Source organism: Teredinibacter franksiae (assembly GCF_014218805.1).
Classification (GTDB): domain Bacteria; phylum Pseudomonadota; class Gammaproteobacteria; order Pseudomonadales; family Cellvibrionaceae; genus Teredinibacter; species Teredinibacter franksiae.
Genome location: NZ_JACJUV010000008.1, coordinates 52,152 through 78,298, shown reverse-complemented (window position 1 = coordinate 78,298; position 26,147 = coordinate 52,152). Strand labels below are relative to the sequence as shown.

At 46.2% G+C, this 26,147-nt stretch carries 26 protein-coding genes; 15 read left to right on the top strand and 11 right to left on the bottom strand.

Annotated elements, in window-relative coordinates:
- Complete coding sequence (locus tag H5336_RS20205) at positions 1 to 2,331, top strand: hypothetical protein (RefSeq protein WP_185236266.1); 2,331 nt, start codon at positions 1 to 3, stop codon at positions 2,329 to 2,331.
- A gap of 286 nt (positions 2,332 to 2,617) precedes the next feature.
- Here H5336_RS20205 and H5336_RS20200 read toward each other — a convergent pair whose 3' ends face one another.
- The 5 genes from H5336_RS20200 to H5336_RS20180 form a co-directional block, all read right to left on the bottom strand.
- Entirely contained in the window at positions 2,618 to 3,637 is a 1,020-nt protein-coding gene (locus tag H5336_RS20200) for an LPP20 family lipoprotein (RefSeq protein ID WP_185236265.1), read from the bottom strand.
- A gap of 11 nt (positions 3,638 to 3,648) precedes the next feature.
- Positions 3,649 to 4,941: a COG3014 family protein gene (locus tag H5336_RS20195; RefSeq protein ID WP_185236264.1), complete on the bottom strand. Its 1,293-nt coding sequence runs from the start codon at positions 4,939 to 4,941 to the stop codon at positions 3,649 to 3,651.
- 84 nt (positions 4,942 to 5,025) lie between these two features.
- Positions 5,026 to 5,634 (bottom strand): penicillin-binding protein activator LpoB, encoded by a 609-nt coding sequence (locus tag H5336_RS20190; RefSeq protein WP_185236263.1) that lies wholly within the window; start codon positions 5,632 to 5,634, stop codon positions 5,026 to 5,028.
- Positions 5,631 to 6,206: a YqhG/Tai3 family protein gene (locus H5336_RS20185; RefSeq protein ID WP_185236262.1), complete on the bottom strand. Its 576-nt coding sequence runs from the start codon at positions 6,204 to 6,206 to the stop codon at positions 5,631 to 5,633. Before H5336_RS20185 ends, H5336_RS20190 begins: the two co-directional genes overlap by 4 nt.
- A gap of 140 nt (positions 6,207 to 6,346) precedes the next feature.
- Positions 6,347 to 7,684 carry a tetratricopeptide repeat protein gene (locus H5336_RS20180; RefSeq protein ID WP_185236261.1) on the bottom strand — a complete coding sequence of 446 codons (1,338 nt, stop codon included), beginning with the start codon at positions 7,682 to 7,684 and terminating at the stop codon, positions 6,347 to 6,349.
- Between the two features lie 509 nt (positions 7,685 to 8,193).
- On the opposite strand from H5336_RS20180, the gene H5336_RS20175 reads away from it, so the two are divergent.
- From H5336_RS20175 to H5336_RS20165, 3 genes are read left to right on the top strand one after another with little or no spacing between them, the layout of a single operon-like run.
- Positions 8,194 to 8,628: an MASE1 domain-containing protein gene (locus H5336_RS20175; RefSeq protein ID WP_185236260.1), complete on the top strand. Its 435-nt coding sequence runs from the start codon at positions 8,194 to 8,196 to the stop codon at positions 8,626 to 8,628.
- Positions 8,621 to 9,505: a CHASE domain-containing protein gene (locus tag H5336_RS20170; protein ID WP_185236259.1), complete on the top strand. Its 885-nt coding sequence runs from the start codon at positions 8,621 to 8,623 to the stop codon at positions 9,503 to 9,505. Before H5336_RS20175 ends, H5336_RS20170 begins: the two co-directional genes overlap by 8 nt.
- A gap of 42 nt (positions 9,506 to 9,547) precedes the next feature.
- Positions 9,548 to 10,483: a sensor histidine kinase gene (locus H5336_RS20165; RefSeq protein ID WP_185236258.1), complete on the top strand. Its 936-nt coding sequence runs from the start codon at positions 9,548 to 9,550 to the stop codon at positions 10,481 to 10,483.
- Between the two features lie 353 nt (positions 10,484 to 10,836).
- Here H5336_RS20165 and H5336_RS20160 read toward each other — a convergent pair whose 3' ends face one another.
- Together H5336_RS20160 and H5336_RS20155 are read right to left on the bottom strand one after the other, a co-directional pair.
- Complete coding sequence (locus H5336_RS20160) at positions 10,837 to 11,343, bottom strand: hypothetical protein (protein ID WP_185236257.1); 507 nt, start codon at positions 11,341 to 11,343, stop codon at positions 10,837 to 10,839.
- 464 nt (positions 11,344 to 11,807) lie between these two features.
- Positions 11,808 to 12,608, bottom strand: a complete 801-nt coding sequence (locus H5336_RS20155; protein WP_185236256.1) for a phosphatase — start codon at positions 12,606 to 12,608, stop codon at positions 11,808 to 11,810.
- 139 nt (positions 12,609 to 12,747) lie between these two features.
- Between H5336_RS20155 and H5336_RS20150 the strand changes: the two genes are divergently transcribed.
- The 7 genes from H5336_RS20150 (at position 12,748) to H5336_RS20120 (ending at position 18,963) form a co-directional block, all read left to right on the top strand.
- Positions 12,748 to 13,068, top strand: a complete 321-nt coding sequence (locus H5336_RS20150) for a DUF4156 domain-containing protein (protein WP_185236255.1) — start codon at positions 12,748 to 12,750, stop codon at positions 13,066 to 13,068.
- Between the two features lie 147 nt (positions 13,069 to 13,215).
- Positions 13,216 to 15,111, top strand: coding sequence for a molecular chaperone HtpG (gene htpG / locus H5336_RS20145; RefSeq protein WP_376766560.1), 1,896 nt, complete (start codon positions 13,216 to 13,218; stop codon positions 15,109 to 15,111).
- 135 nt (positions 15,112 to 15,246) lie between these two features.
- Entirely contained in the window at positions 15,247 to 16,281 is a 1,035-nt protein-coding gene (locus H5336_RS20140; RefSeq protein WP_185236253.1) for an NAD(P)H-dependent glycerol-3-phosphate dehydrogenase, read from the top strand.
- Positions 16,266 to 16,721: a DUF4389 domain-containing protein gene (locus H5336_RS20135; RefSeq protein WP_185236252.1), complete on the top strand. Its 456-nt coding sequence runs from the start codon at positions 16,266 to 16,268 to the stop codon at positions 16,719 to 16,721. The genes H5336_RS20140 and H5336_RS20135 overlap by 16 nt, the downstream gene beginning before the upstream one ends.
- 11 nt (positions 16,722 to 16,732) lie before the next feature.
- Complete coding sequence (locus tag H5336_RS20130) at positions 16,733 to 17,224, top strand: SixA phosphatase family protein (RefSeq protein ID WP_185236251.1); 492 nt, start codon at positions 16,733 to 16,735, stop codon at positions 17,222 to 17,224.
- On the top strand, positions 17,221 to 18,066 hold the full coding sequence (locus H5336_RS20125) for an alpha/beta fold hydrolase (protein ID WP_185236250.1): 846 nt from the start codon (positions 17,221 to 17,223) through the stop codon (positions 18,064 to 18,066). Before H5336_RS20130 ends, H5336_RS20125 begins: the two co-directional genes overlap by 4 nt.
- 12 nt (positions 18,067 to 18,078) lie before the next feature.
- Positions 18,079 to 18,963 (top strand): DUF4892 domain-containing protein, encoded by an 885-nt coding sequence (locus H5336_RS20120; protein ID WP_185236249.1) that lies wholly within the window; start codon positions 18,079 to 18,081, stop codon positions 18,961 to 18,963.
- Positions 18,964 to 19,056: 93 nt separating this feature from the next.
- Here H5336_RS20120 and folE read toward each other — a convergent pair whose 3' ends face one another.
- Positions 19,057 to 19,632 carry a GTP cyclohydrolase I FolE gene (folE, locus tag H5336_RS20115; RefSeq protein WP_185236248.1) on the bottom strand — a complete coding sequence of 192 codons (576 nt, stop codon included), beginning with the start codon at positions 19,630 to 19,632 and terminating at the stop codon, positions 19,057 to 19,059.
- 104 nt (positions 19,633 to 19,736) lie between these two features.
- On the opposite strand from folE, the gene prmB reads away from it, so the two are divergent.
- From prmB to H5336_RS20095, 4 genes are all read left to right on the top strand, one after another.
- Positions 19,737 to 20,660: a 50S ribosomal protein L3 N(5)-glutamine methyltransferase gene (gene prmB, locus H5336_RS20110; protein ID WP_185236247.1), complete on the top strand. Its 924-nt coding sequence runs from the start codon at positions 19,737 to 19,739 to the stop codon at positions 20,658 to 20,660.
- 17 nt (positions 20,661 to 20,677) lie between these two features.
- Entirely contained in the window at positions 20,678 to 21,778 is a 1,101-nt protein-coding gene (aroC, locus tag H5336_RS20105) for a chorismate synthase (RefSeq protein WP_185236246.1), read from the top strand.
- An 18-nt stretch (positions 21,779 to 21,796) separates the two neighbouring features.
- Positions 21,797 to 22,945 carry an MFS transporter gene (locus H5336_RS20100; protein ID WP_185236245.1) on the top strand — a complete coding sequence of 383 codons (1,149 nt, stop codon included), beginning with the start codon at positions 21,797 to 21,799 and terminating at the stop codon, positions 22,943 to 22,945.
- 221 nt (positions 22,946 to 23,166) lie between these two features.
- A complete protein-coding gene (locus H5336_RS20095; protein ID WP_185236244.1) occupies positions 23,167 to 24,141 on the top strand; it encodes a hypothetical protein in 975 nt (324 codons plus the stop codon).
- A 103-nt stretch (positions 24,142 to 24,244) separates the two neighbouring features.
- Here H5336_RS20095 and H5336_RS20090 read toward each other — a convergent pair whose 3' ends face one another.
- The 3 genes from H5336_RS20090 to H5336_RS23675 all read right to left on the bottom strand — a co-directional run bounded on the left by H5336_RS20090 (position 24,245) and on the right by H5336_RS23675 (position 26,088).
- The gene (locus H5336_RS20090) at positions 24,245 to 25,036 is read right to left on the bottom strand and encodes a TIGR04219 family outer membrane beta-barrel protein (RefSeq protein WP_185236202.1); all 792 of its coding nucleotides are present in this window, start codon (positions 25,034 to 25,036) and stop codon (positions 24,245 to 24,247) included.
- A gap of 181 nt (positions 25,037 to 25,217) precedes the next feature.
- Entirely contained in the window at positions 25,218 to 25,547 is a 330-nt protein-coding gene (locus H5336_RS23680) for a LysR family transcriptional regulator substrate-binding protein (protein ID WP_313558349.1), read from the bottom strand.
- Positions 25,548 to 25,650: 103 nt separating this feature from the next.
- Complete coding sequence (locus H5336_RS23675) at positions 25,651 to 26,088, bottom strand: LysR family transcriptional regulator (RefSeq protein WP_313558102.1); 438 nt, start codon at positions 26,086 to 26,088, stop codon at positions 25,651 to 25,653.
- Positions 26,089 to 26,147 lie beyond the last annotated feature (59 nt).

Below are 26,147 nucleotides of genomic sequence, written 5' to 3'. Positions count from 1 at the left end.
ATGAAAAATTCAATACCACAACTAAGTGTATCTCTCTTTACGATACTTGTATTAGCCGGATGCGGTGGATCAGGAAAAGGCGACTCGGGTGGAGATGTTGAAAACAGTACTCGACTATTGGAGCAAAAAACTAGCCTTGACGGTAAAATAGATACTGTCGCCGATGTTGATTGGTACACTATCAATATCAATGAGCCGGGTATTGTCGCTTTAAAAGTTAATAACAATACAATGCGCTACGACGTCGACATACTAGCAACAATTTACGAAGAAGATACCAACGGTAATCGCTTTCGAATCGCTGCCGATCACTTTCCGGAGGAAAGCGCTTCTAGCTCCACCATAAACATAAATGTCAATATTACCCAGCCTCAAAAATTAGCTATTTCGATCCGTGATCTAGATGACAATGACTACTCGGCAACAGAAATTTACACTATTTCTTACGATGTAGCCGCACCTGAAGACAACAACGGTACTTTTGATACGGCCGTTGATGTGTTGCTAGACAGCCGCTGCCATACCGATAGTATTGGTACCGTGGGTGATACCGACGTTATGCAGTTTACCCTTTTGGATAGCGGTGTTTACGATATAGCGACTGAGTTTACGGCATTTGCCGGGGGCACTTCAGTTGATCTAAAGGTAAGTTTATTTGCCAGTGATGGAGAATTAATTAGAAGCATAACAAAAACCGTTGATAGCAATTACAGAATGGTTGAAAGCTTGCCAGCGGGAAGCTACTACGTTCTGGTGAGCGATCAAGGGAAGGACAGTTTTGATACATCCTCACCCTATACTACTTGTTTGACTAGTGTTACTACTTCCGAAGTGTCCACTAACGACACCCAAGAAACAGCCGCTACCATCACCGGTGACGGTCACTATGTCATAAGTGGTTCGCTGGATTACGCTGACGATCAAGATTGGAGTAGTATACAGTCGGGTCCAGCACCTACATCAATACAGGTTCTACAAGTAACCTTCGATCCTAGCGAAAGTAACGGATGTAACTCTTGGTTCCTGCTTGAGATAAAGGACTCCAGTGATATTGTTCTATTTTCCAAAGAATATTCTACCGAGACAAACGCGCGAAAAGCCGAAATAAAAGTTGAAACAATCGGCGAACACTTTATTAGCGTAAGCGCCATTGATAATCAGGTATGTAATGTAGCTAACGAAATTGGAATGCGTTACGAAGTAACTGTAGACTCAGTTGATGTGTCAGACGATGCAGAAATGGGTGGGGGCAACAATACTATTAATACCGCTATTGAGTTGGATGAAAGCGGTAGTACTGAAACCCAGGCGAAATTGTCTTATGTTGGTGATGTGGACTGGTATAAAATTACCGTAGCTGCGGACCACAGCCAGGATCGTGTACTCGAGGTGTTTATCGAATCAGAAAGCGTAACACCGTTGGAATACAACATTACTATTTTTAGGGCCGATGATATTCTTGATGCCTTTACCGGCTGGGAAAGTGCTGAATATCCCGTATCTTTTAAATCCAGCTATTTTGTTCCGCAATCTCCTGGCAACACTAACTCCGATTATTTCGTTAAAATAGTCGACATGCAATCTGATGAATCTGATATTGACAACAGTTATTCAGTACGCTCGAATATTGTGCCTATCACAACACAGGCACCTGCGACAGGCGATGCGCGCGTATCGAATGCAAGCTTTTACGATGAATCTAGCGAACAGAGTGCATTAACAGTAAACCGAAATGTGCTGAAACTCATCGTTGATGCTAACGAGAGCAGGGACTTTAGTTACAATGCTACTGCTTTTTCATTGGCAAGTGATCTATCGAGCAGTTTAATTACTAACCCTGAGACAGACATCATAGAAGTAACATTTCCATGGCAGTCAGGTTTTATTGACTACTACTCCGATCGGGACTGGTACCAGCTTGATATTGCGAAAAATTACATTGCGGCAGGTGGAATAGCCGAAACATGGTACAGTGAAATTCAAGTTGAATTGTACTCTCCAGCGCCGGGGTCGATAGTTGAATATGCGTGGGGCCTATACCGGGATAGCAGTAACAACGGTACACTCGAAGATTGGCAGGGCGACGACGGGCTTTTCGCCAGCAATGGCGATGTAAATGCTACAGTTACAGCCGTAGATTTAATTACTCCTGCGGCAGATGCCACCGGGCCTATGTGGGTCAACCACGAAACAGCCGCCGATGCCTTTTATTTGACAGTTGCGGATATTCTTAATAAATCGACAAATGTAGCAGACAATGATTGGGGTTACGATGCGCCTTACTTTGTCCGAGTGAAATTGATTTACCATTCGAATAGTACGCAGCCCTAATCTACCACTCCGAAAATGAGGTGTTCATCGGCCACATAGAACGTTTTCTCGTGGCCGTTTTAGTATTCATAACGCTGTGAAGCGTGTCTTTTTTGTAACCTCTCTGAACATTCGGCTAGCGCTTAAATTGTGCAGTTGCGGTTCTTTGAGGTGAATTGATAAAAGATTCGCTTTTCTAGCCGCATCCGCATTTGATTTTCATATCAACCTTTATCGGATTTGACGGACTGACGCTTACTGCGGTTAAGCGCCAAGCGCATTAATAGAGGTGTTCAAAAGACTATTCTTAAGAGTTACTCCCCAACATGTTAAACAGTACGTTTTGTAGCTCTGTTTGTAACCGCTTCTTTGCTTGCTCAAGTACGCGTAATTCGGTGAGGGTGGGGTCTGAGGACGATACTTTAAAATCCCATGCATGACCGCCTAGGCTTTTTTTGTTATCACCAACTAGCGATATGCTGAGGTTGGCTTTTTCATAATACCATTGCCCTTGGGGCGGTAAGGCTGTTGAGTCTAAGTTAACGTTTAATTGGTAGGCGCCTTCGGGTATTACGGTAAAGCCCTGGCTCGCCAACGCGTCTTCTACGCTCGTTTGTAGTTTTTCATTGTTTAAGCCAGATGCCTTTACGGTAATTGTTATTCTTGCGATAAGTGCAGCATGATCGAGTTGGAGCTTTTCGACAGGCCATTGCGAGGGAACCGATTGGCCTGTTAATGACACGACCTGTAATTGCTTGTTTAGTACCCGACGCTTTTGTTGTAAAGGAATGGTTTCGTTGGATAAACGAATTTTTTCTATAAGCGATTTTGACTGTTGAGTACGCGTTATGAGTGTGCTGGTGGCTACGTCTAGTAGAGTTATATCGGTGCGCAAATTCAGGGTGGTGGTTTGTCTAGGTAAAATAGCCAGCGCGTAGTAACGCTGCTCTAATGGGTTTTTCCATAATTCGGGGACTTTAACGCCTTCAAGACGTTGTTCCGTGGAGCTTCGTATATCCCGTGAAACAGCCAAAGAGTCAGTGGTATATGATATGCCTGCTACACGGCTTTGTTCGTAGGCCGTAATGTCGCTGGAAGTCGACTGTATGTTGACACTAAATATTTTAGCTAATTCTGCTCTGGCGCGAGTTCTAGCGTCTTCCATTGTGTCAGCTTCGCCAACGCCAGTTAAAAATTGTGAGCGCGGGTATTGTTGGCTTTCGGACATAACCCATTCTGGCTGTGCATTATGCGTTTTTGAACCTTCGTGCGCGCAGGCACTTACGAATAAAATCAGTAATGCGGTGATTATCAGGTTTTTTTTCATGTTGTCATTCTCTAGTGGATGCTGTGCTCAGGCATACGCTGCCACGTAAAATTTACAAAAGTGAATTGATTGGCGGTTATCTCAATATTTTCTATATTTCTGCGTTCAATTATATTGTTGTATCGGTCCAATACTTTAATTTCGAGTGAGTAGGCGCCTTGGTCTAGCGGCTGCCTGGCAATGTGGATTTTGTTTGGAAGCGTAAGCCAGTGTCGATTGTCCGATTGTTCTAGCATTGCACCAAGAAAGTTGACCATCTGGCCAAGTATTTCATGCTCTTGGTTTGCTTCTTCAGCAAGTGCATATTTACTGATGTTGCGAGATAGTGCACGAGCTTTCAAACGAGGCATTTTTCTGTTGAGGTCGTCCATTGCTATAGATTCAATATCGGCGATTTGCTGGCCGTGAAAAGAACGTTGGTTAAGAGTGAATTCAAAATGAATGCCGTCAAGGTCTCGGGTTAAGTGTTTGGGTAGTGAAACGCGATAAATATGGCCTGTTTCTGGGTCCACTAGCGTGGTGTCATAGGATGTTTTGATGGGGGCGAAATCTATATGGGAAAGAATAAGGAGTTGGCCCTGCGGTAGTAATGGTAGTGGTCTTTCTTTGTCGGCGCGAGGGGTATCCAGCTCAAGCCCTGGGGATGGTATAAGATATTGGATTCGCTGCTGTAGATCATCGGGGATTGGGAGTAGTGCACTTTCGTAGTTTCTGTACGCGCTTTGGTAAGCAATTAGTGCATTGTCTAGCTCTAAATTAGCCTCGAAAACTAATCCGGTTATGTACCTGGCAAATGCTGCTTCTTTAAAATGCCCTTCCTTCGTTAATCGAGTTAAGGCTAGATCAATTTGCAGCGCTTCCACGCGGGCGGAGTCTAGTTGGTCTAGCGCCAAAAAATTCATTATTTGAAAGCTATTCACGAATAAGTGTTCGTAGATGGTGGGCTTGTAGATACTGAATTGCTCCGTTAGCGTATAGGCCATTAAGCTTTCAGAGATACTTGTTGGGCTTAACCGTCCAACTTGATTCTTTGCTTTTTCAAATTCGGCAATACTTTCTTCGTAACGTTCCATTTGTCGTAGTACCATGGCTTTGTTTAAAGAATGCAAGGCGGTTGTTTTTGTGGAATTACTTTGGCCATCTAAAATTTGTAGTGCGGCCTCTGTGTTGTTGGCGCGAAGTTGTGATTCCACTAGTTGATGCGTTTGATGTTGTGTTTGAGCGCAGGCGCTAATGAATACGGCAAAGCATAGAATGGCTACCGGAAAAAGTCTAATGCGTAGCGGCATTGCGTTTTTCGACATGGCCTCATAGTTCATTTTTGTAAGAGTATTAGGTGGAGAGGTGTTGCTGCTTGTTCGCCAACAAGCAGCATTTAAGAGCGATTGTTAGTAACGAACAGAACGGCCGGTAATTAATTTCTTAATTTTTTTCTGGCCTATCCATACTGTACGGTTGTCAGTAAGGCTCACAAGCTTTAAGTCAATTTGATAGTAAGTGATTTGAGTTTTTCCTGCAGCGTCAATAATGGTATTGATGCTGCCTATCATCATATAGTCAGCGCCCAACTCTTGACCCATAGCTTTTCGCGATTCTTCAGAGGCATTCAAATCTTGGTCGAAGCGCTCATCTCTAATTTGGCCGCGTTCGCCGCTATTAGCGACAAAGCTTGCGCTTCCCGAATTAATGATTTCCCGTTCGATGTCGTTAACAAACGTAGTTACATTTACATGTTCATGGCTAAGGTTGCGAATGCCGCCAACAATTATGTTAGGCATTTTGTTTGTTTGAAGAACATGCGTTTCGAGCCAAGGTCTGGAGAGCATGTCGTCTACCATTTCATTGGAGACCAACTTTGAGTCGGTGTCGTTCCATTTGCCGCTCAAGTCGTTTACTTCGTCCACGCCTATGCGTTCGACTTTTACGGCTTGATTGCCACAGGCGCCTAATAAAACTGTAAGAAAAGCTAAGCATATAAAGGAAAAAGTCCGCTTCATTGTTGCGTCCCTTCATTCATCGCATCAAATATATTGTCTGCTTTGTTTTCAATGAATTGTTTAAGCTTTGGGTCCATATTTTCTGCAGCGGTAGCGACCGTTTTGAACTTATTCATATCGATTTCTGCGAGGCTGTATATAACACCCGATTTTTTATCTTGCCAGTGAGCGATAATCTCTGCGCCAGTGAGGTTGAGTTTGGTAATGTTTTTTATATTACGTGAAACAGCTTGTTCATTAACAATATCATCACTGCTGGCTACGGCAGCACTGTAGTCACTGGCGACTACGTCCATATAGGAGCTAAAAATTTGTGCGAGTTCTGCTCGGGCGCGATTGTCTGCGGTGTTTTTCTGTAGTGATGCGTCATTCATCGATGGCGCAGAACCTATTCCTCTAAAAAAGCGATTTTTGCCGTCTTTGAAGGCCTGCTTGCCTTCATTTACCCAGTCTGGAGCGCCCTTAATGCCTAGGTCACTTTCTACAACGGTGTTTGATGAGCAGGCAAACAGGAGTAGGCTAAACATACTGGTAAGAGCCAGCTTAAATGTGCGACTGGGTAGCTTGTCCATGGAGTTTCCTTTAGTTGTTCGGTTGTAAGGGAGGGGTGAATGCCTCTTGGCAAGTTTAGCTTTAATGGTGCAGAGCGTACAGGTTCTATTCTGAATAGATCCTGAATATTCGCTTATTCAGAGGCTTCTTGGTTTACGGCCTATTCTAGGCCATAAAGCTCTGTCATTTGCTGGTAATCGATCCCCCATTTCTGAACGAACCAGTTGTTGATATAGGTGTCATCGGGTTTGGCGGCGCCACAACGCATTATCTGCTCTCCCGAGGGGCTCGTGTGATTGGTTTGATCACAATAGGTTCTTATCCAAAACTGCTCCAATGCGCCAAGGTAGCCAGTATTTAACTGGTTTATTTGCTCAGCTACGACGGTCGTAATGTTCATTAATTTCGCTTTTTTGGGGTGTAAGTTGGCCGCTGGGAGTTCTTCGTTGTGAGCCACGGATGTTTTTTTTGTGGGCTTATTTATGCTTCGTGAGATGGCGTTTCTATTAATGAAGCTAGTGTATTTTAAGTTTAATGCTAGCGTCTCTCTGTGTACAAAGGCAATGTAAGGGTGGGTGTGGTTAACCGATACGGTCTCGGATATGTCTTTGCCATCTTCGCCTTTTCTAACGATTTTACTGTCGGTAGTGTAATTGGCCTGGCGCGTTTCGCGTGATTGGCGGTGTCGGTAGTTTACATTGCCGTCAATGCTTAATTTTAATGCCGATGAACCCATAGGGGAGTACCACAAGCTATTGCGAAATTGTTCATTTAATGAGTCAGCGCCAGCATTTATTGTGTGGAATTGATTTTGATTGCGGTTTAAATTTTGCGTTAACTGTATGTCCGGTAACAGTTGTTTGAATCGACTGTTGTCTTGTGGGTCAACTTTTAGGTTAGTGCTTTGGTTCCAGGCACCGCAATATTTTTCGGTGAATTCTTTTAGAAAGAAGCGTTGTCCTTTAACATCTTTTACTAATGCTTGGCACTGCTGTTTCCCTTTTGCCCAAACGGCGTCGTGGTAAGTTGTGAGTTTGCCGACTAGTTGGCCATTGGCGATCAATTGGCGGTAGGTGTACAAAAACCATCGGAATGTGTCTGGGTTGCTCGAATTGGCGAGTACCTCTGCTTGCCTTAATAGCCAATAACTGGCGTATCGGGTTTCCTCTGCCTGTGTTGATGTTATGGGGCCATCCAATACAATATTCCAATTGGATTCATCGCGTAAAATTTGTTCGAGTTTTTCGGCTGCGGCCGTATGATTGGATGATAGCCGCATCATGCGCACTTCTATAAGGCCTCTATCAATGATTTTATAGCGGGTTTGATTCAGCCCCAGTCTAGCCTCGATATTGTCCGGGTCTCGCTCAATCGCTCGCTGGTAAAAGTCAGCGGCTTCGTTATATAAACCCGACTCATACAGTTTATCGCCCTTATCTACCAAGCTACTGCATGCGGTTAACGACGTTATAAGCAGCAAGAGAATGATTTTTTTCATATGATTCAAGGTTTGTGAATGGCTCATCAATTATAAAGAACATTTGAGATATTGACAGCAGAATGATCAGTTGGTTTTATAGGGTAAAAGACACCTCTATTTATTGATTTTAGCCTTTTCGCGACTTGGTGATCCGTAATGTAAAGCGTACCGCGTAGCGGAAGGTTGGCTGCCTTTCCAATCAGGCCAGCGCTGCTTGCCAGACCGCGCGTTTTGGGGGTTTTGTGTGCGATTCATACACGGCGGTAAAAATTTTTGCTAGGGCACCAGTATGGCTGTAAATTTTGCTTTGCGCTCGATCCGCATACAAAGCTAGAGGTCGAAAGCAATTAATAAAGGTGCCCTAATTATTACCCGCTAAGAATCCACTATACCGCTAGTGTCGATCCTTTCATTAGGCATGTTTGGCTGAGAAAAGTGGGCCAAATGCGGTTCGAATTCTGCCAGTCAGTATTAGCCATATACAGCTATGCTACACATAGCGCCATTTATAGTTCGTGTAATATACGATGAATCGTTTGTTTACTCACATTCAGTATCCATTAATTACCGCCCTTGGTTACTGGGCAATGGGTGCATTGGCCGGTTTTTTTGCGATTCCGCCAGGGTTCGCGAGCCCCATCTGGCCTGCGGCGGGTTTTGCGTTCCTTATGGTGCTCATGGTGGGCCGGCGTACTGTACTGGGCGTGGGTTTAGGCTCGTTCGTGTTGAATGTCGGGTTTGGCGGCGGGTCAGTATTTGAGCCGTCTTCCGAGTGGGTGCCTGCGATGATTATAGCGGTTGGGGCTAGTTGTCAGAGCCTTACTGCATGGTGGTTTGTCCGCCGTTTTACACGTTTTCCAAATATCGTTCAGCGCCCAAATGATGCGGTTCTACTGGGTCTTTTCGGTGGGCCCCTGGCTTGCCTGGTGTCATCGGGTGTCATCGGGTGTGGGCGTGTTTAGTCTGGTTTATTCTGGGGTAATTGCGCCGGTTGATGCTGGCATAAACTGGCTGCACTGGTGGGTTGGTGATTCTATAGGGGTGCTTATTTTTTGCCCTATCATATTAGCGTTATGTTTGAGTTTGGAGTGGGCGAAGAAAACTACGTTGTTAACATTTTTTGTAGTTTATCTGTGCTCAATTCTTATAGCGACGACTATTTTTGTTTCAGCGCGAAACTCTCAAGAGCAAAAAATAGAGCAGCTGTTTTCTGAAAAAGTTGCAGGAATGCACACCAGCTTGGTTAAACAGCTGCAAAATATTATTCATACTTCTGGCGCATTGAGTTCGGTATTCTCTGTTTTTGGTGAAGTTGATTATCGACATTTCGAAAACTATGCCCGTAATGTTTCACTGTTTACTACGGGTACTCATGCTCTTTCTTGGGTGCCCATTATTTCTAAAGGTGAACGCAAGCAGTTTGAACAGCATACTTCTCTGCAGTTGGCGCGCGAATTCTCTATTTCCGAGCGCGATGCTTCAGGTCGGTTGGTGACGGCCGAAAGTCGGTCGCGCTATTTCCCCGTTACCTATATTGAACCTATGCTAGGAAACGAGGCTGCATTGGGGTTTGACTTGGGTTCACAGGTTGATCGACTGAAGACGATTGAGCTGGTGTTATCTAAAAAGAGTACCGGAGAAACAGCACCTATAACATTGGTACAGGAAAAAGAAGAGCAGTCGGCCTTTTTGATTTTGGCTCCCGTTTTGGATGGGCGCGGTGAAGTTACTAGTCTTGTTTCCTCGGTGTATCGCGTGCACGATTTGCTGGCGGCCACACTGGGTCAGTCTACAAGTAAATTTGTTGCGGTAACGTTAAGTGATATCACTAACCCCTAAGAACCTGAGATATTTTATCAGCAGCATGTGAAGCCAACCGGATTGACTCGCAACCTTATAGTGCCTTTTGCGCACCGCATCTGGAAAGTGGAATTTTCGCCTTCAGTTGAATACGTGCGCCGCCACCAGACTCTCGACGTGTGGGTGGTGCTAATTGGCGGTTTTGCCGTAGTAACAATGTTTGGCTTGTTTATTTTATTTAGCCTTAGTCGTAGTGAACTGGTCGAGAATGAAGTGAAAGCAAAAACCAAGGAGCTTAATAGCGCGCTTATAGCTGCTGAGCAGGCTAATTCGGTTAAATCTTCTTTTTTGGCGAGCATGTCACATGAACTACGTACACCACTAAATTCTATTATTGGGTTTAGTGTTCGCTTAAATAAAACGTATGCTGGCGATGGCGACGCAAAATTGATAAACGCTTTGGGTGTTATCGAGCGCAATGGCAAGCATTTACTCAATCTTATAAATGACATCCTCGATTTATCCAAGGTAGAAGCGGGTAAAATGAGTATTACGCGGGAGTCGGTTAATGTGTTGGCATTAATGGAAGAAGTGAATGGCATTATGGGGCCATTAGCTGAAAGCAAAAATCTGCAGTTGATTACGGGCGGTACTTGTGTTGAAACCATTGAGGTTGATAAACAGCGCTTGCTACAAGTCATGATTAATCTAGTATCAAACGCAATAAAATATACTTCTCAAGGGCAGGTATGCGTTTACACGTTACTCGAAAGCCGGCACAAAATTCGTGGTTTAGCCATTGTAGTGTCGGATACCGGTGTGGGTATAAAGCCGGATGACCTTCCGCGGGTGTTCCATCGTTACGAGAGACTGGATGACCCGTTCCATGCTGGAGAAGTGGGAACAGGGCTTGGCCTTGCCTTGGCCGAGGAGCTGGTGAGCTTGCACGATGGAGAGCTTTCGGTTCGTAGTGAGTATGGCAAGGGCTCCCGGTTTACCTGCTGGTTACCCTTGTGAATGCGTGTTAATTATTATGCTTGTGCGAATATTGATGGCTTATTGTTGTTCTATGTTGCTGGCTTGTTCTAATGGTTTTTATCGAGGCTGAGTGGTTACCGAAAAACTTTACGCTAACCGAAAGTTTGGACTAGCAGTGGAGTTCTTGTGATAAGGGAAAGCGTATGCTTTCTTTTTTATCTGCTTGATTTTATTTGCTCGATGTTTTTAGCGTTTTTCAACATGGCGTTAAGAAAAGCTATTATTGCCAATGTTGTTGCCAATAAAGCGGATTGTGAAAAATACAGGAAGTAAGCAAAGGCTGTTTTTAGTGAAAAAAGCCTTTGCCGCACGATTTTTAATGGCTGTGCCGTTTAGTTTACGGTGTAACCTTTCCCTGTTAAACAGATTCCTCGAGCTTTGTAAAATTCGCCTTTCTTTGCTTCTAGAGTGTCGACTTGGGCTTGAGTAGTAGCCGTTTGAGCTTGTGTTTGAGCTTGGGCGTTAGCTTGGCCACTTCTTCTATTGGCTCTAGCCGCACCAAGAACAGCGCCAACCGCTGCTGCTTCTGTTCGGTTGTTGTCGGTTCCTCCAGCAATGGCTGAGCCTACTATTGCTCCCCTTACGGCACCTGAGCCACCCGCTCCGGCGGATGCTTGGGCGTCAGCGGGGGCTTGAGGGGCAGATTTGGCCGCGTTTATTTGTGTATCAATCTCAGCTGGAGAGGTGCCAACTTGGTCTTTAGCCCAACCGTCGCATGCTTTTTCATCTAAGGTTTGTTGGTCTGGGGTTTGATCTTTTGCTGGGAAAACATATTGCTTGTTCGCGTAAGCGCTTACGGCAAGCAGGCTAAATGCAATGACGATGATATTTTTTTTCATTATGGTGTCCTCGATAATGTTGTTCAAATTGGTGTGCGGTAGCACTGTTAAAATCTGGATTTCTTTTATTGGAAGAAATAATAAGCCTAGCGAGCCTAATGTCAAATTTAAGGGCCTCTATGCGCTGCAAGGCTGCCCGCGCAGAAGCCATATGCGTCAGAAGTGAACGCTAGGCTCTAGATGATAAGCCTTTCAGGATACGTACCTGCATCCCTGTAGGCAACTAGCCGGTGTGCAGAGCCATTTTGTGTGTAATTCACACACAGCGTGAAAATTTTTGTCTAGGGCAAAGCTGCAAGCCTGTAAATTTTGCCTTGCGCATGAACCGCACACAAAGCCAGAGGTAAAAAACCATTAGAGGGGATACCCTTACATAAATGCTGTCGCCATTTACTACAAAGCAACGTGTGTAGTCTGCAAGCAAAACCCCTAGTTTTTGAGTGGTCGGTAACCATAGGGTCAAATTATGTGGCGGTGTGAGCTGAATTTACGCTTAGCCAGGGCTCAAGCTCTTGAACTACGCGTTTTTCATGCTCGCTCAAGAACGAAAGCAGTTTCGTCGGTGACGTGGACAGTACTCTATGCTCGGGAAAGCCAATGGCTTCAGCTTTGGCAATACAGTGCTGATGATCTCCTAGGTGCCATGCAATATGCGCATCGCTGGCAAAAACCACTTTCCAGTCGTGCTTGTCCACCATCTCCATAAGTTTTAGGCAGTAGCGTTCACTGCCTTTGCGTGAATAGGTAAACGAACTGTTGTTGATTTCGATGGCAACATTATTGTCTTTCGCTGCGCGTACAATATCTTCTTGTAATACAGGGTAGTTGGGGTTGCCGGGGTGACCAAAAATTTGGCAAAGGCCGGTTTCAAACGCTCGAATGGCGGCTTTGGTGTGTTCGCGTTCATCGGCTATAGGAAACACTGGTTCGTGAAAGCTCGCGATAACGATATCTAAAAAGGGTACTAGATTTGGCGGTATATCCAGCCCTTCCATCTTGTGGTGTCCGCCCACTGAGTGTTTGCCTTGGGGTAATATATTGGCTTCGATGCCCCTCAACATAGCGATACCCTTGTGAACACGGGGGATTATCTTCATGTTGCCGAAATGCCAATAGTGCGGTGAGTCGGGCATTGCGGGCGCGTGGTCGGTAATGGCGAAGAGTTGAATGCCTTTTGCTTCTGCTGCAGCAAAATAATCGTGTACTGTACTGAATGCATGGGTGCTAGCTATGGTGTGGGCGTGGGTGTCACAAAGTGTTCGCATAATATGTCTAAAACCTAAAAATGTAGGGCTGCTGCCTAGGGTGTGATCCTAACTCAGAACTATGACCACATGAAGGCAGGCAGTTCTGGTAGCATTAGCTTAATTGTAACGACATTATGACTAAACCAAGGGGGATAATATGGTCAACAACATTCTCGGGCCTGTGCTTGTGAGCGTATTTTTATTTTCAGCCTGCACATGGGTAAAGCCGGAAGCCGGTACGGAGGCCGTGGCATTAGTTAAGCCCGAAGTAGTACAGGACTGTAAACGGCTGGGTAAAAGCACTGTTGGCGTAAAAAACAAGGTTGGTTTTATCAACCGTAAAGACACTAAAGTGTGGGAAGAGCTGCTTACCCTGGCACGCAATGAAGCGCTGAGTATGCAAGCAGACACCCTTGTTGCGGAAGGCACAGTTTCAGAGGAGGGCAAGCAGGCTTTTTCGCTTTACAAGTGCCGTTAGTCAGCGGCCTATACAGTTTCTGTCGCGGCTGGCACTCCAGCCGCTTACCCCACCCCTTGAAATCCTCTGTCTAAAACTCCATATAAGCGAGCAACTTACTCAATCGGCAGTTGCCGAAGCAAGAACTGTTTTTTAGGAGAAAAATTGATGACAGAGGCCACCAAAGAAACTCGTGGGTTTGAAACGGAAGCAAAACAGCTTCTGCACCTAATGATCCACTCGCTGTATTCCAATAAAGAGATTTTTCTTCGCGAACTGGTATCAAACGCGTCGGATGCTGCTGATAAGCTGCGCTTTGAAGCACTTAATCATGGGGAGTTCTACGAAGATGACTCCGACCTGAAAATCAACATTAGCTTTGATAAAGAAGCCAATACCGTCACTATCAGCGACAATGGTATAGGCATGAGCCGGGAAGATGTGGTTGACCACCTTGGCACCATCGCCAAATCGGGCACTGCTCAGTTTTTATCCAACATGACAGGGGATGAACAAAAAGATTCTCATCTTATTGGTCAGTTCGGGGTTGGTTTCTACTCGGCGTTTATCGTTGCCGACCGGGTTACCGTTGAAACCCGTCGCGCAGGTTTGGCGAAGGAGGAGGGGGTTCGCTGGGAAAGTGCTGGCGAAGCCGAGTACAGTGTCGAAACGATTGAAAAGCCTTCACGCGGCACCACCATTACACTGCACTTGAAGAAAGATCAGCAAGAGTTTGCCGATGGCTGGCGCTTGCGCTCTATCATAAAAAAATATTCAGATCATATTTCAATCCCCATCATTATGCAGAAAGAGCACTATGGAGAGGATAAGGATAAACAAGAGCCTGAAGACGAAACGGTTAATACCGCAACGGCACTGTGGACGCGTTCACGCAGTGAAGTAACAGAAGAAGAGTACAAAGAGTTTTATAAGCATATTTCACACGACTTTTCCGACCCCGTTAAGTGGAGCCACAACCGTGTTGAAGGCAAGTTAGACTATACCAGCTTGCTGTTTCTTCCAGGCAAGGCACCGATGGATATGTATAATCGCGATGCGGCACGTGGGTTAAAGCTCTACGTTCAGCGCACCTTTATTATGGATGATGCGGAGCAGTTTTTACCGCTATATCTGCGCTTTATTAAAGGTGTTGTCGATTCCAACGACCTGTCATTAAATGTTTCTCGCGAGATTCTGCAGAAAGACCTAAGTATTGATACCATGCGTTCAGCACTGACAAAACGTGTGCTCGATATGCTGGAAAAGTTGCGTAAAAACGACGCGGAGCAATATGCAGAATTTTGGAAAGAGTTTGGTCAGGTACTAAAAGAAGGTCCTGCAGAAGATTTTGCCAATAAAGAAAAAATCGCCAGCCTGATGCAGTTTGCCACGACGCATACAGACACGGACACTCAAGATCAATCGCTTGATGCCTACATCGAAAGAATGCCCGAGGGCCAAGACAAAATATACTACGTAGTAGCTGAAAACTTTAATACCGCAAAAAACAGCCCGCATTTGGAAGTGTTTCGCAAGAAGGGTATCGAGGTACTGCTGCTCTGCGATCGCGTAGATGATTGGCTGATGGGGCATCTCGCCGAGTATAAAGAATTGCAGCTCCAGGATGTGGGCAAGGGCGCACTAGACCTTGGCAAGCTGGATACTGAAGAAGATAAGCAAGCGCAGGAAAAAGTCGAGAACGATTTTAAAGACTTTGTGAAGCGTGTTACTAAGGTGTTGGAAGGTGATGTAGCTGAAGTGCGGGTAACCCATCGCTTGACCGATTCCCCTGCCTGTTTGGTTGTTGGTGCAGACGACATGGGTGCGCAAATGCGTCGATTGTTGGAGTCTGCGGGGCAGGACGTACCGGAAAGTAAGCCGAGTATTGAAATTAATCCGGAACATCCTCTTGTGCAAAAAATGGACAAAGAAACGGATGAAGACCGGTTCGCCGATTTTGCTCACGTGCTATTTGACCAAGCAAACCTTGCTGAAGGTGGCAGCCTGCAAGACCCAGCAGCTTATGTACAGCGGTTGAATAAGCTATTGATGGATTTATCCTAATTAAAAATGGCGCTTCGGCGCCATTTTTTCTTTGCGTTTAAATACCGGGAAGGGGGTCTTGCCTTCACGTATACTTAATCAACTTTTGCCGCAGATGAATTCTGCCGGTAGCTAATATAAAAATCAGGAATGCCCATGGCCGAGGTAAATACGGTTGCAGTCTTAGGTGGCGGTAGTTTTGGAACTGCTATTGCTAATATCATTGCCGGTAATGGGAATAATACCTATCTATGGATGCGCGATGCAGAAAGGGCTCGTAGGTGCCAGCAAGAGCGGGAGAACCCGGAATACCTACCGGGATACAAGCTTGACCCCAACTTAACGGTAACTTCCGACCTGCTACATTGCGTAGAGCAGTGTGACGTGGTGACCATCTCTGTGCCCAGCAAGTCGTTTCGTGAGGTGGCTAGGCTTGTGGCCCCCCACATCAAGCCCCGTACTATGGTGCTTAGTACAACAAAGGGCATTGAAGGCGACAGTTTTTTGTTAATGAGCCAAATTTTGGAGCAGGAGCTCACCGATGTTCGAATCGGTGTTTTAAGTGGCCCCAACTTTGCCAAAGAAATTATACAGGGCCAATACACAGGCAGTGTTATAGCCAGTGATGATGATGATGTTATTCGCTGTGTTCAGCAGACATTTTCCTCAAAAACGTTTCGGATTTACAGTAATTACGATAGGTACGGTGTAGAGCTGGGTGGTGCGCTAAAGAATATCTATGCCATTGTCACAGGTTTGGCTGCGGCAATAGGCTGTGGCAGTAATACAATGGCGATGCTGTTGACTCGAAGTTTGGCAGAAATGAGTAGGTTAGCAATTGAGCTAGGCGCTAACGCAATGACATTTCTGGGGCTTGCCGGCGTAGGCGATTTGATTTTAACCTGTACCTCCGATTTAAGCCGAAATTACCGAGTGGGCTACTCGCTGGGGCAAGGCAAAAAGTTAGAGGCTATTTTGGCGGAAATTGGCCAAGTTGCAGAGGGTGTTAATACGCTCAAAATTGTTAAAGAAAAAGCTGATAAATTAGGTGTTTACATGCCCTTGGTAACAGGGCTTTATGACGTGTTATTTAATGATCGGGATATCGCCAAAGTAATTGACGGTATGATGACCGGTGAAATGAGCAGTGATGTTGATATGCAAGGGGGCGTTAAATGGACGAACAACTGAAGTCAAATCTTACCTCCAGTAAACACTGGATACGACTAATATACATGGTGCTATTTGCGCTACTTTTACAGCTGGCATTAGGCGTTATGTGGGTGCTGGTAACGGTGCAATTTTTGTTTGCACTGATTACTGGGAACGATAACAAGAATCTCAGAGCCTTTTGTGATTCTCTTTCGCAGTATATTTTTCAAGCTATTCGTTTTCTTACCTACAATAGTGAAGAAAAGCCGTTTCCGTTTTCTGATTGGCCTGAAGCCGCCGTGGTTGAAGTTGAGCCGGTAGTCGGTGATGAGGCTGTGCCTCACGTTGTGGTAGACAATAACGAGCCGCAGGTCGCTGAAGTTGATTCCGTTATAGAGGGCGAAACCGAGGAGCAGCGAAAAAAACAAGAGCCTGAGAGCAAGCCTGCCCAAGCTGGCACTGAGCCTGCAGAAAAATAGAGTGCAGTTTATTGCTAAAACTCATCGTTTTTCGCCACGGTGAAGCCTCGCTAAATTATAGCGATGACAAAGCTCGAGCGTTAACCGCCCGTGGCCAACAACAAGTTCACACCTCGATAGAGGCCAATGTGGCCGATATCGCAGGTTCCCGCGTGCTATTACATAGCCCTTACCTCCGTGCGCGGCAAACTGCCGCTCTCATAAACGCACGGCTGCAGTACAGCGAAGTAACCAGTGTTGACTGGCTTACACCTTCTTCCGCGGTAAGCGAGGCTATTGAGTCTCTCTATGCGGAGTTCCTAATTAAAAATTGCGCTAGTATTACTCTGGTTACACATCTGCCCTTTGTTACAGGTTTTATCGAATCTTTATGCGGTCTTACGCGTGGCTCCATGGTGATGGGCACGGGCAGTGTGGCCTGTATTGAAATGGAGGTTGTCGCTCGCGGTTGTGGCGAGCTTAAGTGGCAGTTCCACCCCGATAGGTGCTGCGTAACCGAATGAAAAGTACCGATATAACGTTTAGCGTAAATGGCGAAGTTATCTCCGCCAGACGCTGGGGGCAAGAAGGAGGGATACCGGTTATAGCGCTTCATGGCTGGTTAGATAATTGCGCCAGTTTCAGTTTTTTGGCGCCGTTACTTAAGGGCCTAGACTTGGTTACCTTGGATTTGGCTGGCCATGGGTTAAGTTTTCATCGAAGGCATTTAGGGGCTTACAATATTTGGCAAGATATAGCCGAAATTCTGTGTGTAGCCGAGAAGTTGGGTTGGAAAAAATTTTCACTACTGGGTCATTCCCGAGGTGCGATGATAGCGACCTTAATGACGGCAACCTTTCCCGAAAAAATAGCTAAAACGGTGTTGATCGAGGCTCTCGTGCCTGTGCCCATCGAAGCCAGTGAGGCGCCTGCACAGCTAGCATCTTCAATTGTTAACCTGATGGTGGTAAACAACCGGCCCCGGCGTTACTACCCGAGCTTTTCCGCGGCCGTCGACTCTCGTAGTAACGGCATTGTACCCATGAGTTCAGACAATGCGCTGGCGCTGGCGGTAAGAGGTGTAAGGCAGGATAAAAATGGCTATTTCTGGGGCAACGATTACAAGGTGATGGCGCCCTCTGAGGTAAAGTTTACGGTAGAGCAGGTCTATGCTTTTCTTTCTTGTATTAGTGCGCCGATACAGTTGATTATAGGAACTCGCGGTATGGTAAAAAGCTTTGCGGGTTTTGAGGCTTGTGTGGCGCGTGTAGACAGTTTAAATGTTATTGAAATACCCGGTGATCACTACCTGCATATGGCTGAAAATGCAGAAGCAGTGGCTAATGTAATGAACGATTTTTTGTGAAATAAGGGCTCTATGTCTGTTTTGAAAGTCTGTGGTGGTTGGGTTTTTGTACTCGTTTTTTCGGTGTCCAGTTTTGCTGCGCCGGAGGACGATGTTTTTTCTGCATTATCGAGCGGGGGGCAAGCTGTCTCCGAGAGTAAAATAGAGCAGAAAGACTATGCCTTGTATCTGTCAGTACCGAAAAAAATAAACAGTGTTTGGACCTTTGATAGGACTGAGGTCGTTAGCGCCAAAGTGCAAAGCCAAACTTTTGAATTTTCAGCCGATCACCGTTTTACGGATATACGCAAGCGAACCCAACAGGCTCTCTTTTCGCTCAGCGCGAGACAATTGTATTCGTGTGAAGGTCTTGATTGCGGTAGCAGTAACGTTTGGGCAAATGAAGTTTTTAAGGTTAAGCAGCTCTATGGCTTGGACCAAAATCAAGATTACAGTGTTTGGGAGCTAATGAGGGCGAACGAAATACGCTATGCGGTCGTTTATTTAACCCAGCGTGGTAATCGGCGTAGTTATATGCAGGTAGAATTCGTTGTTCCCACCCGTGTTTCTGAAAACGGTTTAGCCGCGTCCCCGAAATCAATATTGTCTGCTATTCAGAGCAACGGTTATTACGTGGTGCCGGGTAATATAAGTATGCCTGAAGGTAACCCCCACATTGAGGCGATAGTAACCGCTCTAAACCGAATGCCTTTGCTGAAGTTTGCGGTAGTAGGGCATGCGGCCGTTGAAGCTTCGCTGGACGGTAATATTGCAACCTCATTGGCAATTGCTAATGGCGTAAGTGATGCGTTACAAGCCGGTGGCGTGTCGGAATCCAGAATGCTCGTAAAGGGTGTAGGGTCACTGGTGCCTGAGGCCAGTAGCAAACCATTACGTGTTGTATTGGTGAAGCTTTAGGGCAGCTCTATTAATACTGCAGCAAAGTAGATTAGGCGGTTGATCGTTTTGGGTTTATTTACCCCAAATAAACGCCAAGCCGCCTTTGTGGTGTTATTTTAACAGCGACAAAAATTCGCCGCGCGTGCTTTGATTACTGCGAAATGTGCCGAGCATCGACGAGGTTTTCATCGTTGAATTCTGTTTCTCTACACCTCGCATCATCATGCACAAATGTTTTGCTTCTATTATTACACCTACACCTGCAGCGCCGGTCACATTTAGTATTGTATCGGCGATTTGCGTGGTGAGTTGCTCTTGGATCTGAAGACGCCTTGCGTACATGTCAATTATTCTCGCCACCTTGGATAAGCCAAGTACTTTCCCTGTAGGGATGTATCCAACGTGCGCCTTACCAATGAATGGCAGCATGTGGTGCTCACAAAGAGAGAAGAGCTCTATGTCTTTAACGATCACCATGTCATTGGAGTCGGAAGGGAATAGCGCATCGTTCACAACTTCATCGAGCGTTTGTCTATAACCACTTGTTAAGAATTCGAAAGCGCCAGCAGCGCGATAAGGCGTATCGACCAAGCCTGGTCGCTCTAGGTCTTCGCCAGTCGACTCTATAATTTTGGAAAAGTAGTCAGCAGATTGATCAAGCCTTGCTTTGTCGTTAGATTCACTCATGGTATTACCGTACATTTGTTATGGCTAACGCGAGCACGAATGGCGTTAGGCGGTGGGGCAAAAAAGCGCTAGAATAACGGCCTTTTGCCGATTTGCCAAAGTATATGAGTTCTAATCCCATAATTGAATTAGTGACCGTTAAAGACTGGGTTCGTTGGGGCGCCAGTGAATTTCAGCGCGCAGGTATATTTTTTGGTCACGGAACCGACAATGCTTGGGATGAGGCCATTGTTTTGGTGTTGTGGGCAACATCCCAGCCTTGGGAAAGGTTGGAGCAATTATGGGATGCGAGGCTGGATTTAAAGGAGCGCTCCAGTATTGTTGAGCTTTTTCAGCGCCGAATTGCAACGCGGCAACCTGCTGCTTATCTTACCGGTGAGGGCTGGTTTGGCGGGTTGAAATTCAAGGTTACACCCGATGTACTGGTTCCGCGCTCACCTATTGCCGAGTTGGCGTTGGCCAGCTTTCAGCCTTGGCTACAGGAATCGCCGCAGACAATACTGGATCTGTGCACCGGCAGTGGTTGCATCGGTTTGTTGTGTGCAAAAGTGTTTGATGACACTACAGTCGATTTAAGTGATATTTCAGCCCTTGCGCTTAAGGTGGCTCAGCACAATATACTGGCTCATAAACTCGAAGATCGCGTGCAAGCGATAGAGTCGGACTTGTTTTGCGCTAGCCACTTTGAGCAGCAACGTTACGATTTGATTGTTTCTAACCCGCCTTATGTGGATGCAGAGGATTTCGCCAGTATGCCGGCTGAATACCATGCAGAACCGGAGCTAGGCCTAGCGTCTGGTATTGATGGGCTGGATTTTACGCGACGCTTGCTGCGCGAAGCGGTAGACCACTTAAACCCAGGTGGTCTGTTGGTGGTGGAAGTGGGGAATAGCTGGGAATCGTTGGAACAGGCTTTCCCTCAGGTGGAGTTTCTTTGGCCTGAATTTGAAAACGGCGGGCACGGTGTTTTTGTGCTTAGTGAACAACAATTGAAAAAATATAGTGCTGTTTTAGGCGCTAACGACTAGCAAAAAACGGAAAATGTATGTCTGGTAATAGCTTTGGGAAACTCTTCACCGTGACGACCTTTGGTGAAAGTCACGGCCTTGCGTTAGGTTGCATTGTAGACGGCTGCCCACCGGGAATCTCCCTTACAGAGGAGGATTTACAGCTCGATTTGGACCGTCGTAAGCCGGGTCAATCCAAATTCACTACTCAGCGCCGAGAGGCCGATCAGGTAAAGATTTTGTCCGGTGTGTTTGAAGGTACCACTACCGGTACCCCTATAGGCATGCTGATCGAAAATACCGACCAGCGCTCTAAAGATTACTCAAAAATTAAGGATCAGTTTCGCCCTGCACACGCCGACTACACGTATTTAAAAAAATACGGCATTCGCGATTATCGCGGTGGCGGTCGATCCTCTGCGCGGGAAACCGCGGTGCGGGTGGCTGCGGGTGCCTTGGCCAAAAAAGTTTTACTGCAAACTTGGGGTGTGGAAATTCGAGGCTATTTGTCTCAGCTAGGCCCGATTGCCGTTGAAAGCATTGATTGGGATCAGATCGACAAAAACCCATTCTTCTGCCCCGATGCTGCAAAAGTACCAGAGATGGAAGAGTATATGAAGGCTCTAGGTAAGGAGGGTAACTCCGTTGGAGCCAAAATTACCGTGGTAGCTAGAAATATGATTCCCGGTTTGGGGGAACCTGTTTTTGACCGATTGGATGCCGATCTTGCCCATGCGCTCATGGGTATAAATGCCGTGAAAGGTGTTGAAATTGGGGCAGGTTTTACCAGTGTAAGCCAGAAGGGCACGGAACATCGGGACGAAATCACACCAGAAGGTTTCCTCTCAAACGAAGCCGGCGGCGTATTGGGTGGTATATCCACCGGTCAGGACCTAATCGCTCATATAGCGCTTAAACCTACTTCTAGCCTACGTATTCCCGGTCGTAGTGTCGATAAAAATGGCGAGCCGGTTGAGGTTGTAACGACTGGACGTCACGACCCCTGCGTTGGCATTCGAGCAACACCCATCGCCGAAGCCATGATGGCTATAGTGGTTCTCGACCATGCGCTGCGGCAGCGTGGACAAAACGGTGAAGGTGGGAATGCCTGCTTCACAATCCCTTCTTGCGCTGATTAAGGCCGCTGTCTGGACGTTATGCCCTACTGGCGCCTGTCGGCGGTATACTTTTGCTATTTCGCCGTTGTGGGCGCTTTGTCCCCATACTGGGGTCTGTACTTAGCTGATCTCGGTTACAGGCCAATTGATATTGGTTTGATTTCGGCAATACCCATGCTAACGAAGCTGGCAGCCCCCAATATATGGGGTGTATTAGCGGACTCCAGTGGCCGGCGTTTATTGATTATTCAATTAGGCGCGCTGGGGGCTTGCGTGTTTTTTGCCGGTCTGTTTTTAAGACAGGATTTCTATTGGCTGATTACGGTAACCATCGTTTATAGCTTTTTCTGGAATGCCATCCTTGCCCAGTTTGAGGTGGTTACGCTGTCTTACTTGGAGGATGACCCGCACCGGTATAGTCGTGTTCGCGTTTGGGGGTCCGTCGGCTTTATCGTCACAGTTCTTGTTTTGGGTTATTTGCTTGAGATCATCTCTATACGTCACCTTCCTGTTTTTATTTTTATTTTTTTGTTCGGTATTTTGTTGTCTGCAATCAGCCTACCTTCCGATAAAACTCGAGTAAAAGTGCGTGGGGCAGGGGCATTTGTTAAAGTTTTGTGCTCTCCGGGCGTATTGCTGTTTTTTATCGTTATGGCATTACTGCAGGTTAGTCACGGCGTTTATTACACTTTTTACAGTATTTACCTTGAAGGCTTTGGCTATACACGCAGCCTTATCGGTGCGCTTTGGGCATTAGGAGTGGTTGCAGAAATACTTATTTTTATAAAAATGCCTGCTTTATTTGCGCGGTTTACCCTGCATCGCCTGTTGCAGTTTACGCTATTGTTAACGGCCGCTAGGTGGTGGGTAATTGGTTGGTTTCCTGAGTCGGCTATTTTAATGACAGGGATTCAATTACTTCATGCTTTTTCCTTTGGTGTGGCTCACGCCATTGCAATTGAGTTTGTCAGAATTAAATTTGCGGGCAAGGGGCAGAGCCAAGGGCAAGCGTTTTACAGCGCTATTTGTTTTGGCGGTGGCAATGCCATTGGCGCTTATGTGTGTGGCTTTTTATGGCAGGGGAACCCCCTTTGGGCGTTTGGGTTTTCGATTGCCTCAGTATTATTAGCCTCGTTGCTGCTGGCTATTTTTATTGCGCCCTCAAGTTTGCGCGATGCACCATCTTGAGAAACGGTTCATTTGTGCCTTGAGGGTACCTCGATTGGTTATATATGCTTACTTCCTATGTCATACCAAAATAGGTTAAATTGGAATGGCCGGGGGAAATCAAGTGCTTATTTTCCAGAATATGAGGCTGCGCACTTGTGCCTATGTGTCAAAGCTCTAAAATGAGGAGCCGTACTACAAACAATCCAATAGGTAATAATAGGGTGCAGGCTAGATTTGCTATGAAAATTAAAAAATACGTTGCTGGGTTTGTTTTGTTGAGTATTGCTGTACTGTCGCATGCGCAGAGCTCCTCTGTTTGCCCTGCAGTTAATTGTGATTGTGGAAGCCTACAGAATCAGGCTTGGCAAGAATTGTGTATTACCCACGAAACCAAAATCAAAAAGAAGTGTGCTGCCAACAGTAACACGCCTATTGATTTTTGTTCAGTCCATGGCCCGTCTGCGAAGCCTTTGCCCTTTACGTTGAAATACACCGATATTCAAATGTTGCCGCAGGAGTCGATCAAGGCCTCTGACCAGCTAATAATGGAAAGCTACAGTCAAATTGATGCTGATCTAAAGCATATAAAAAGCAGAGTAGATAACCTTTATTTCAAGGAGTCCATCGCTTTAATTAAGGCCCTTGAAGGTAAAATTGAGGGTCTCTTTAGTTCACAGAGGCAAGTTACCGCGAGTTGGGCTGCAAACGATAGTGACGGCAAAGCCGTTGGTGCTTGGAGGCGGTACGCTGAAAATACTGAAAAGCTTGCAGAAGCGGAGTATGCATTTGGAAAGGCACTGTGGGAACAGTATCAAAAAGCCGATTCGAATTTAAAGAAAGCCTATCGGGTAGTTGGTTTCAAAGTGCTGCGAATGGCTGGTGAGTCCTATGAGATGGCGGGGTTAAGCTATAGTGGCGGTGAGAAAAACAAGAGTGCTGCCGAGGCGTGGATAAGTGGTGCTGAGGTGGCGAAGTCAATTTTGGAGGCAAAGAAAGAGTCGGATGCAAATGCTAGCCATGTAGATTTTTATCAGTATCAAGCAGCTTCGCGCTTGCATCGTGCGGGTTACCACTGGGCGCTCGCCAATAAAGAAAAAGATGCGCTTGAGGCGCTAACGGCTGCACAGGAAATTGCTCCAGAAGCAGAGCTTGAAGCGCTGATCGCCAGCGAAACAGCCAAAACTGAGGGCGACTTGTTCCAGTTATTGCAGTAAATAGTGTCTGTTTTAGTATGAAGTGCACAAGGGTAAAAAAGGGCCGAATGGCCCTTTTTGGTGTGTACAAGGTACTTTGAAAGTAGATGAACGTTACTTTGTACTAGAAGTGCAGGGCTAGGTTCAAGTACGGCCCATCGAAAGTTAGGTCGGCGTTACTGTCTTCAAAGTCCGAAAGTTCCAGTTTCAATTGCTTGTAGCCCAGCTCTGCACCTACGTCCAGAACACTTTCAAAGAGCCAGCCAACTTTTACATCGATATCGCTAATGGTGCTATTGTCATAGCTGATGTAATTTATGTGACCTGCAACATAGGCGCCGGTTAATGGTAGATCTATCCGTGCCATACCGTAAAGTAAGGGTAGGGCGCCGGTTAACTCAACAGTTTCTTCTATGGGGTCTAGCCCTTCTTGCTCTGCGAACGCATAGGCTGTGCCGTCTAGTACCTTTGCCGTTAAGCCGACGTCCAAGCTCACCCAGTTATCGAGAATTTCGTAGTAAAGCGTAATGTCAGTTTGAGTGAAGTCGATGACCGTCGTGGTGTCTGTATCGGCAGGAAAGGTGATTTCGTCCCAGGTGAATTCTCGCTCAACTACCGCCTGTCCGTTGCTCTTTAAGGAGGAGTGATGCAGCTTTATGTTGGGAATAAGCGGGATGGGATGCTCGAGTGCTATATAGAAAAATACGCTGTCATCGGCGCTCATGCCTAGTTCGTTGGTTGTGATTGGTTCGTCGTCTATTCCCAGCGAGCCATCAATGTTGGTTGTCCAGGTGCCGACGCCACCGTAAATACCTAAAATTGTGTCGGCACTTGCGATATTAGCGGAGAGGACTGCGCCAGCCGCAACACCAGCGATGCAGAGTGTTTTACCTAATGGATGAAGGGAGATCTTCATAGTTTTTTACCTTGTTTCGTTATCAATATGACTATAAATAGGACTATAAATAGGACTATAAATAGGACTATAAATAGGACTATAAATAGGACTATAAGTAGCACAACCTTCCTAATGTATAGCAAATAATGCTAATGGAAAGTGTGAAAAGATGAAAGGTTGAGCGGTTTGTCCGCCGTGTTCATAGAACACTATTACGGATTACATCAAAGAAGGCCGCTGCTGCATTGCCTAGCGTGCGTTTGCCATGGGTAACAACACCGAGGTTACGCTGCAGGCCGATATCGGCGACGGGTATCTCGCTTATGTGATTATCAACCATTGATTTTGGTAGTACGCTCCAGCCCAGCCCAACAGACACCATCATTTTTATGGTCTCAAGGTAGTTGGTAGTCATATTTAACTGCAACTTGATACCTTCCCTGTCGAACCTTTCTTTTACTAGTCTGCCAGTAAAGGTGTTTAGGTCGGGTAATATTGCCGGGTAATTACCTAGTTCATGAAGTGTTATGTGTGCCTGTTGGGCTAATACATGCTTGGGGCGCCAACAAAGACCAAAGGGTCTGCCCAGATAACCTCTCCGCGTAACGGCGGCACCAATTTGGGCGCCAGGGTCACAACGCCAGCTCGCATTCCCCGCGGGCTATTCGTTCGTGTGCCTGCTCTGAATCTAAAAACTCAAACTGCAGGTTGACGTGAGGGTGGGCGGATGTAAACGCGTGCAGTACCGGTGGTAAATGATGCAGGCCAATATGATGACTGGTGGCGACTTTAAGTGTGCCGGATATTTCACCGCTAAGCTCTCGAATACGGCGCTCGGTTTCACGCATGTCACGCAAAATCTGTTCTGCGAGTGGGAGCAGGTTTTCACCGGCTTCTGTCAGCGTGACGTCTCGCCCTAAGCGGTTGAAAAGCGCGTGCCGTAAACTTTCTTCTAACGCTGCTATTCTTTTACTTACGGCAGGTTGAGTTATGTGTAATTCCTCTCCGGCTTCGGAAAAAGATCGGTGCTTAGTTACTGCAAGAAAGGCTTTAAGAGACTCTGTATCCATTGTCGTGTGCTTTTGGGTGAGTGTAGCGACATCAAAACCTTACTCTATTCCTTCAGGGA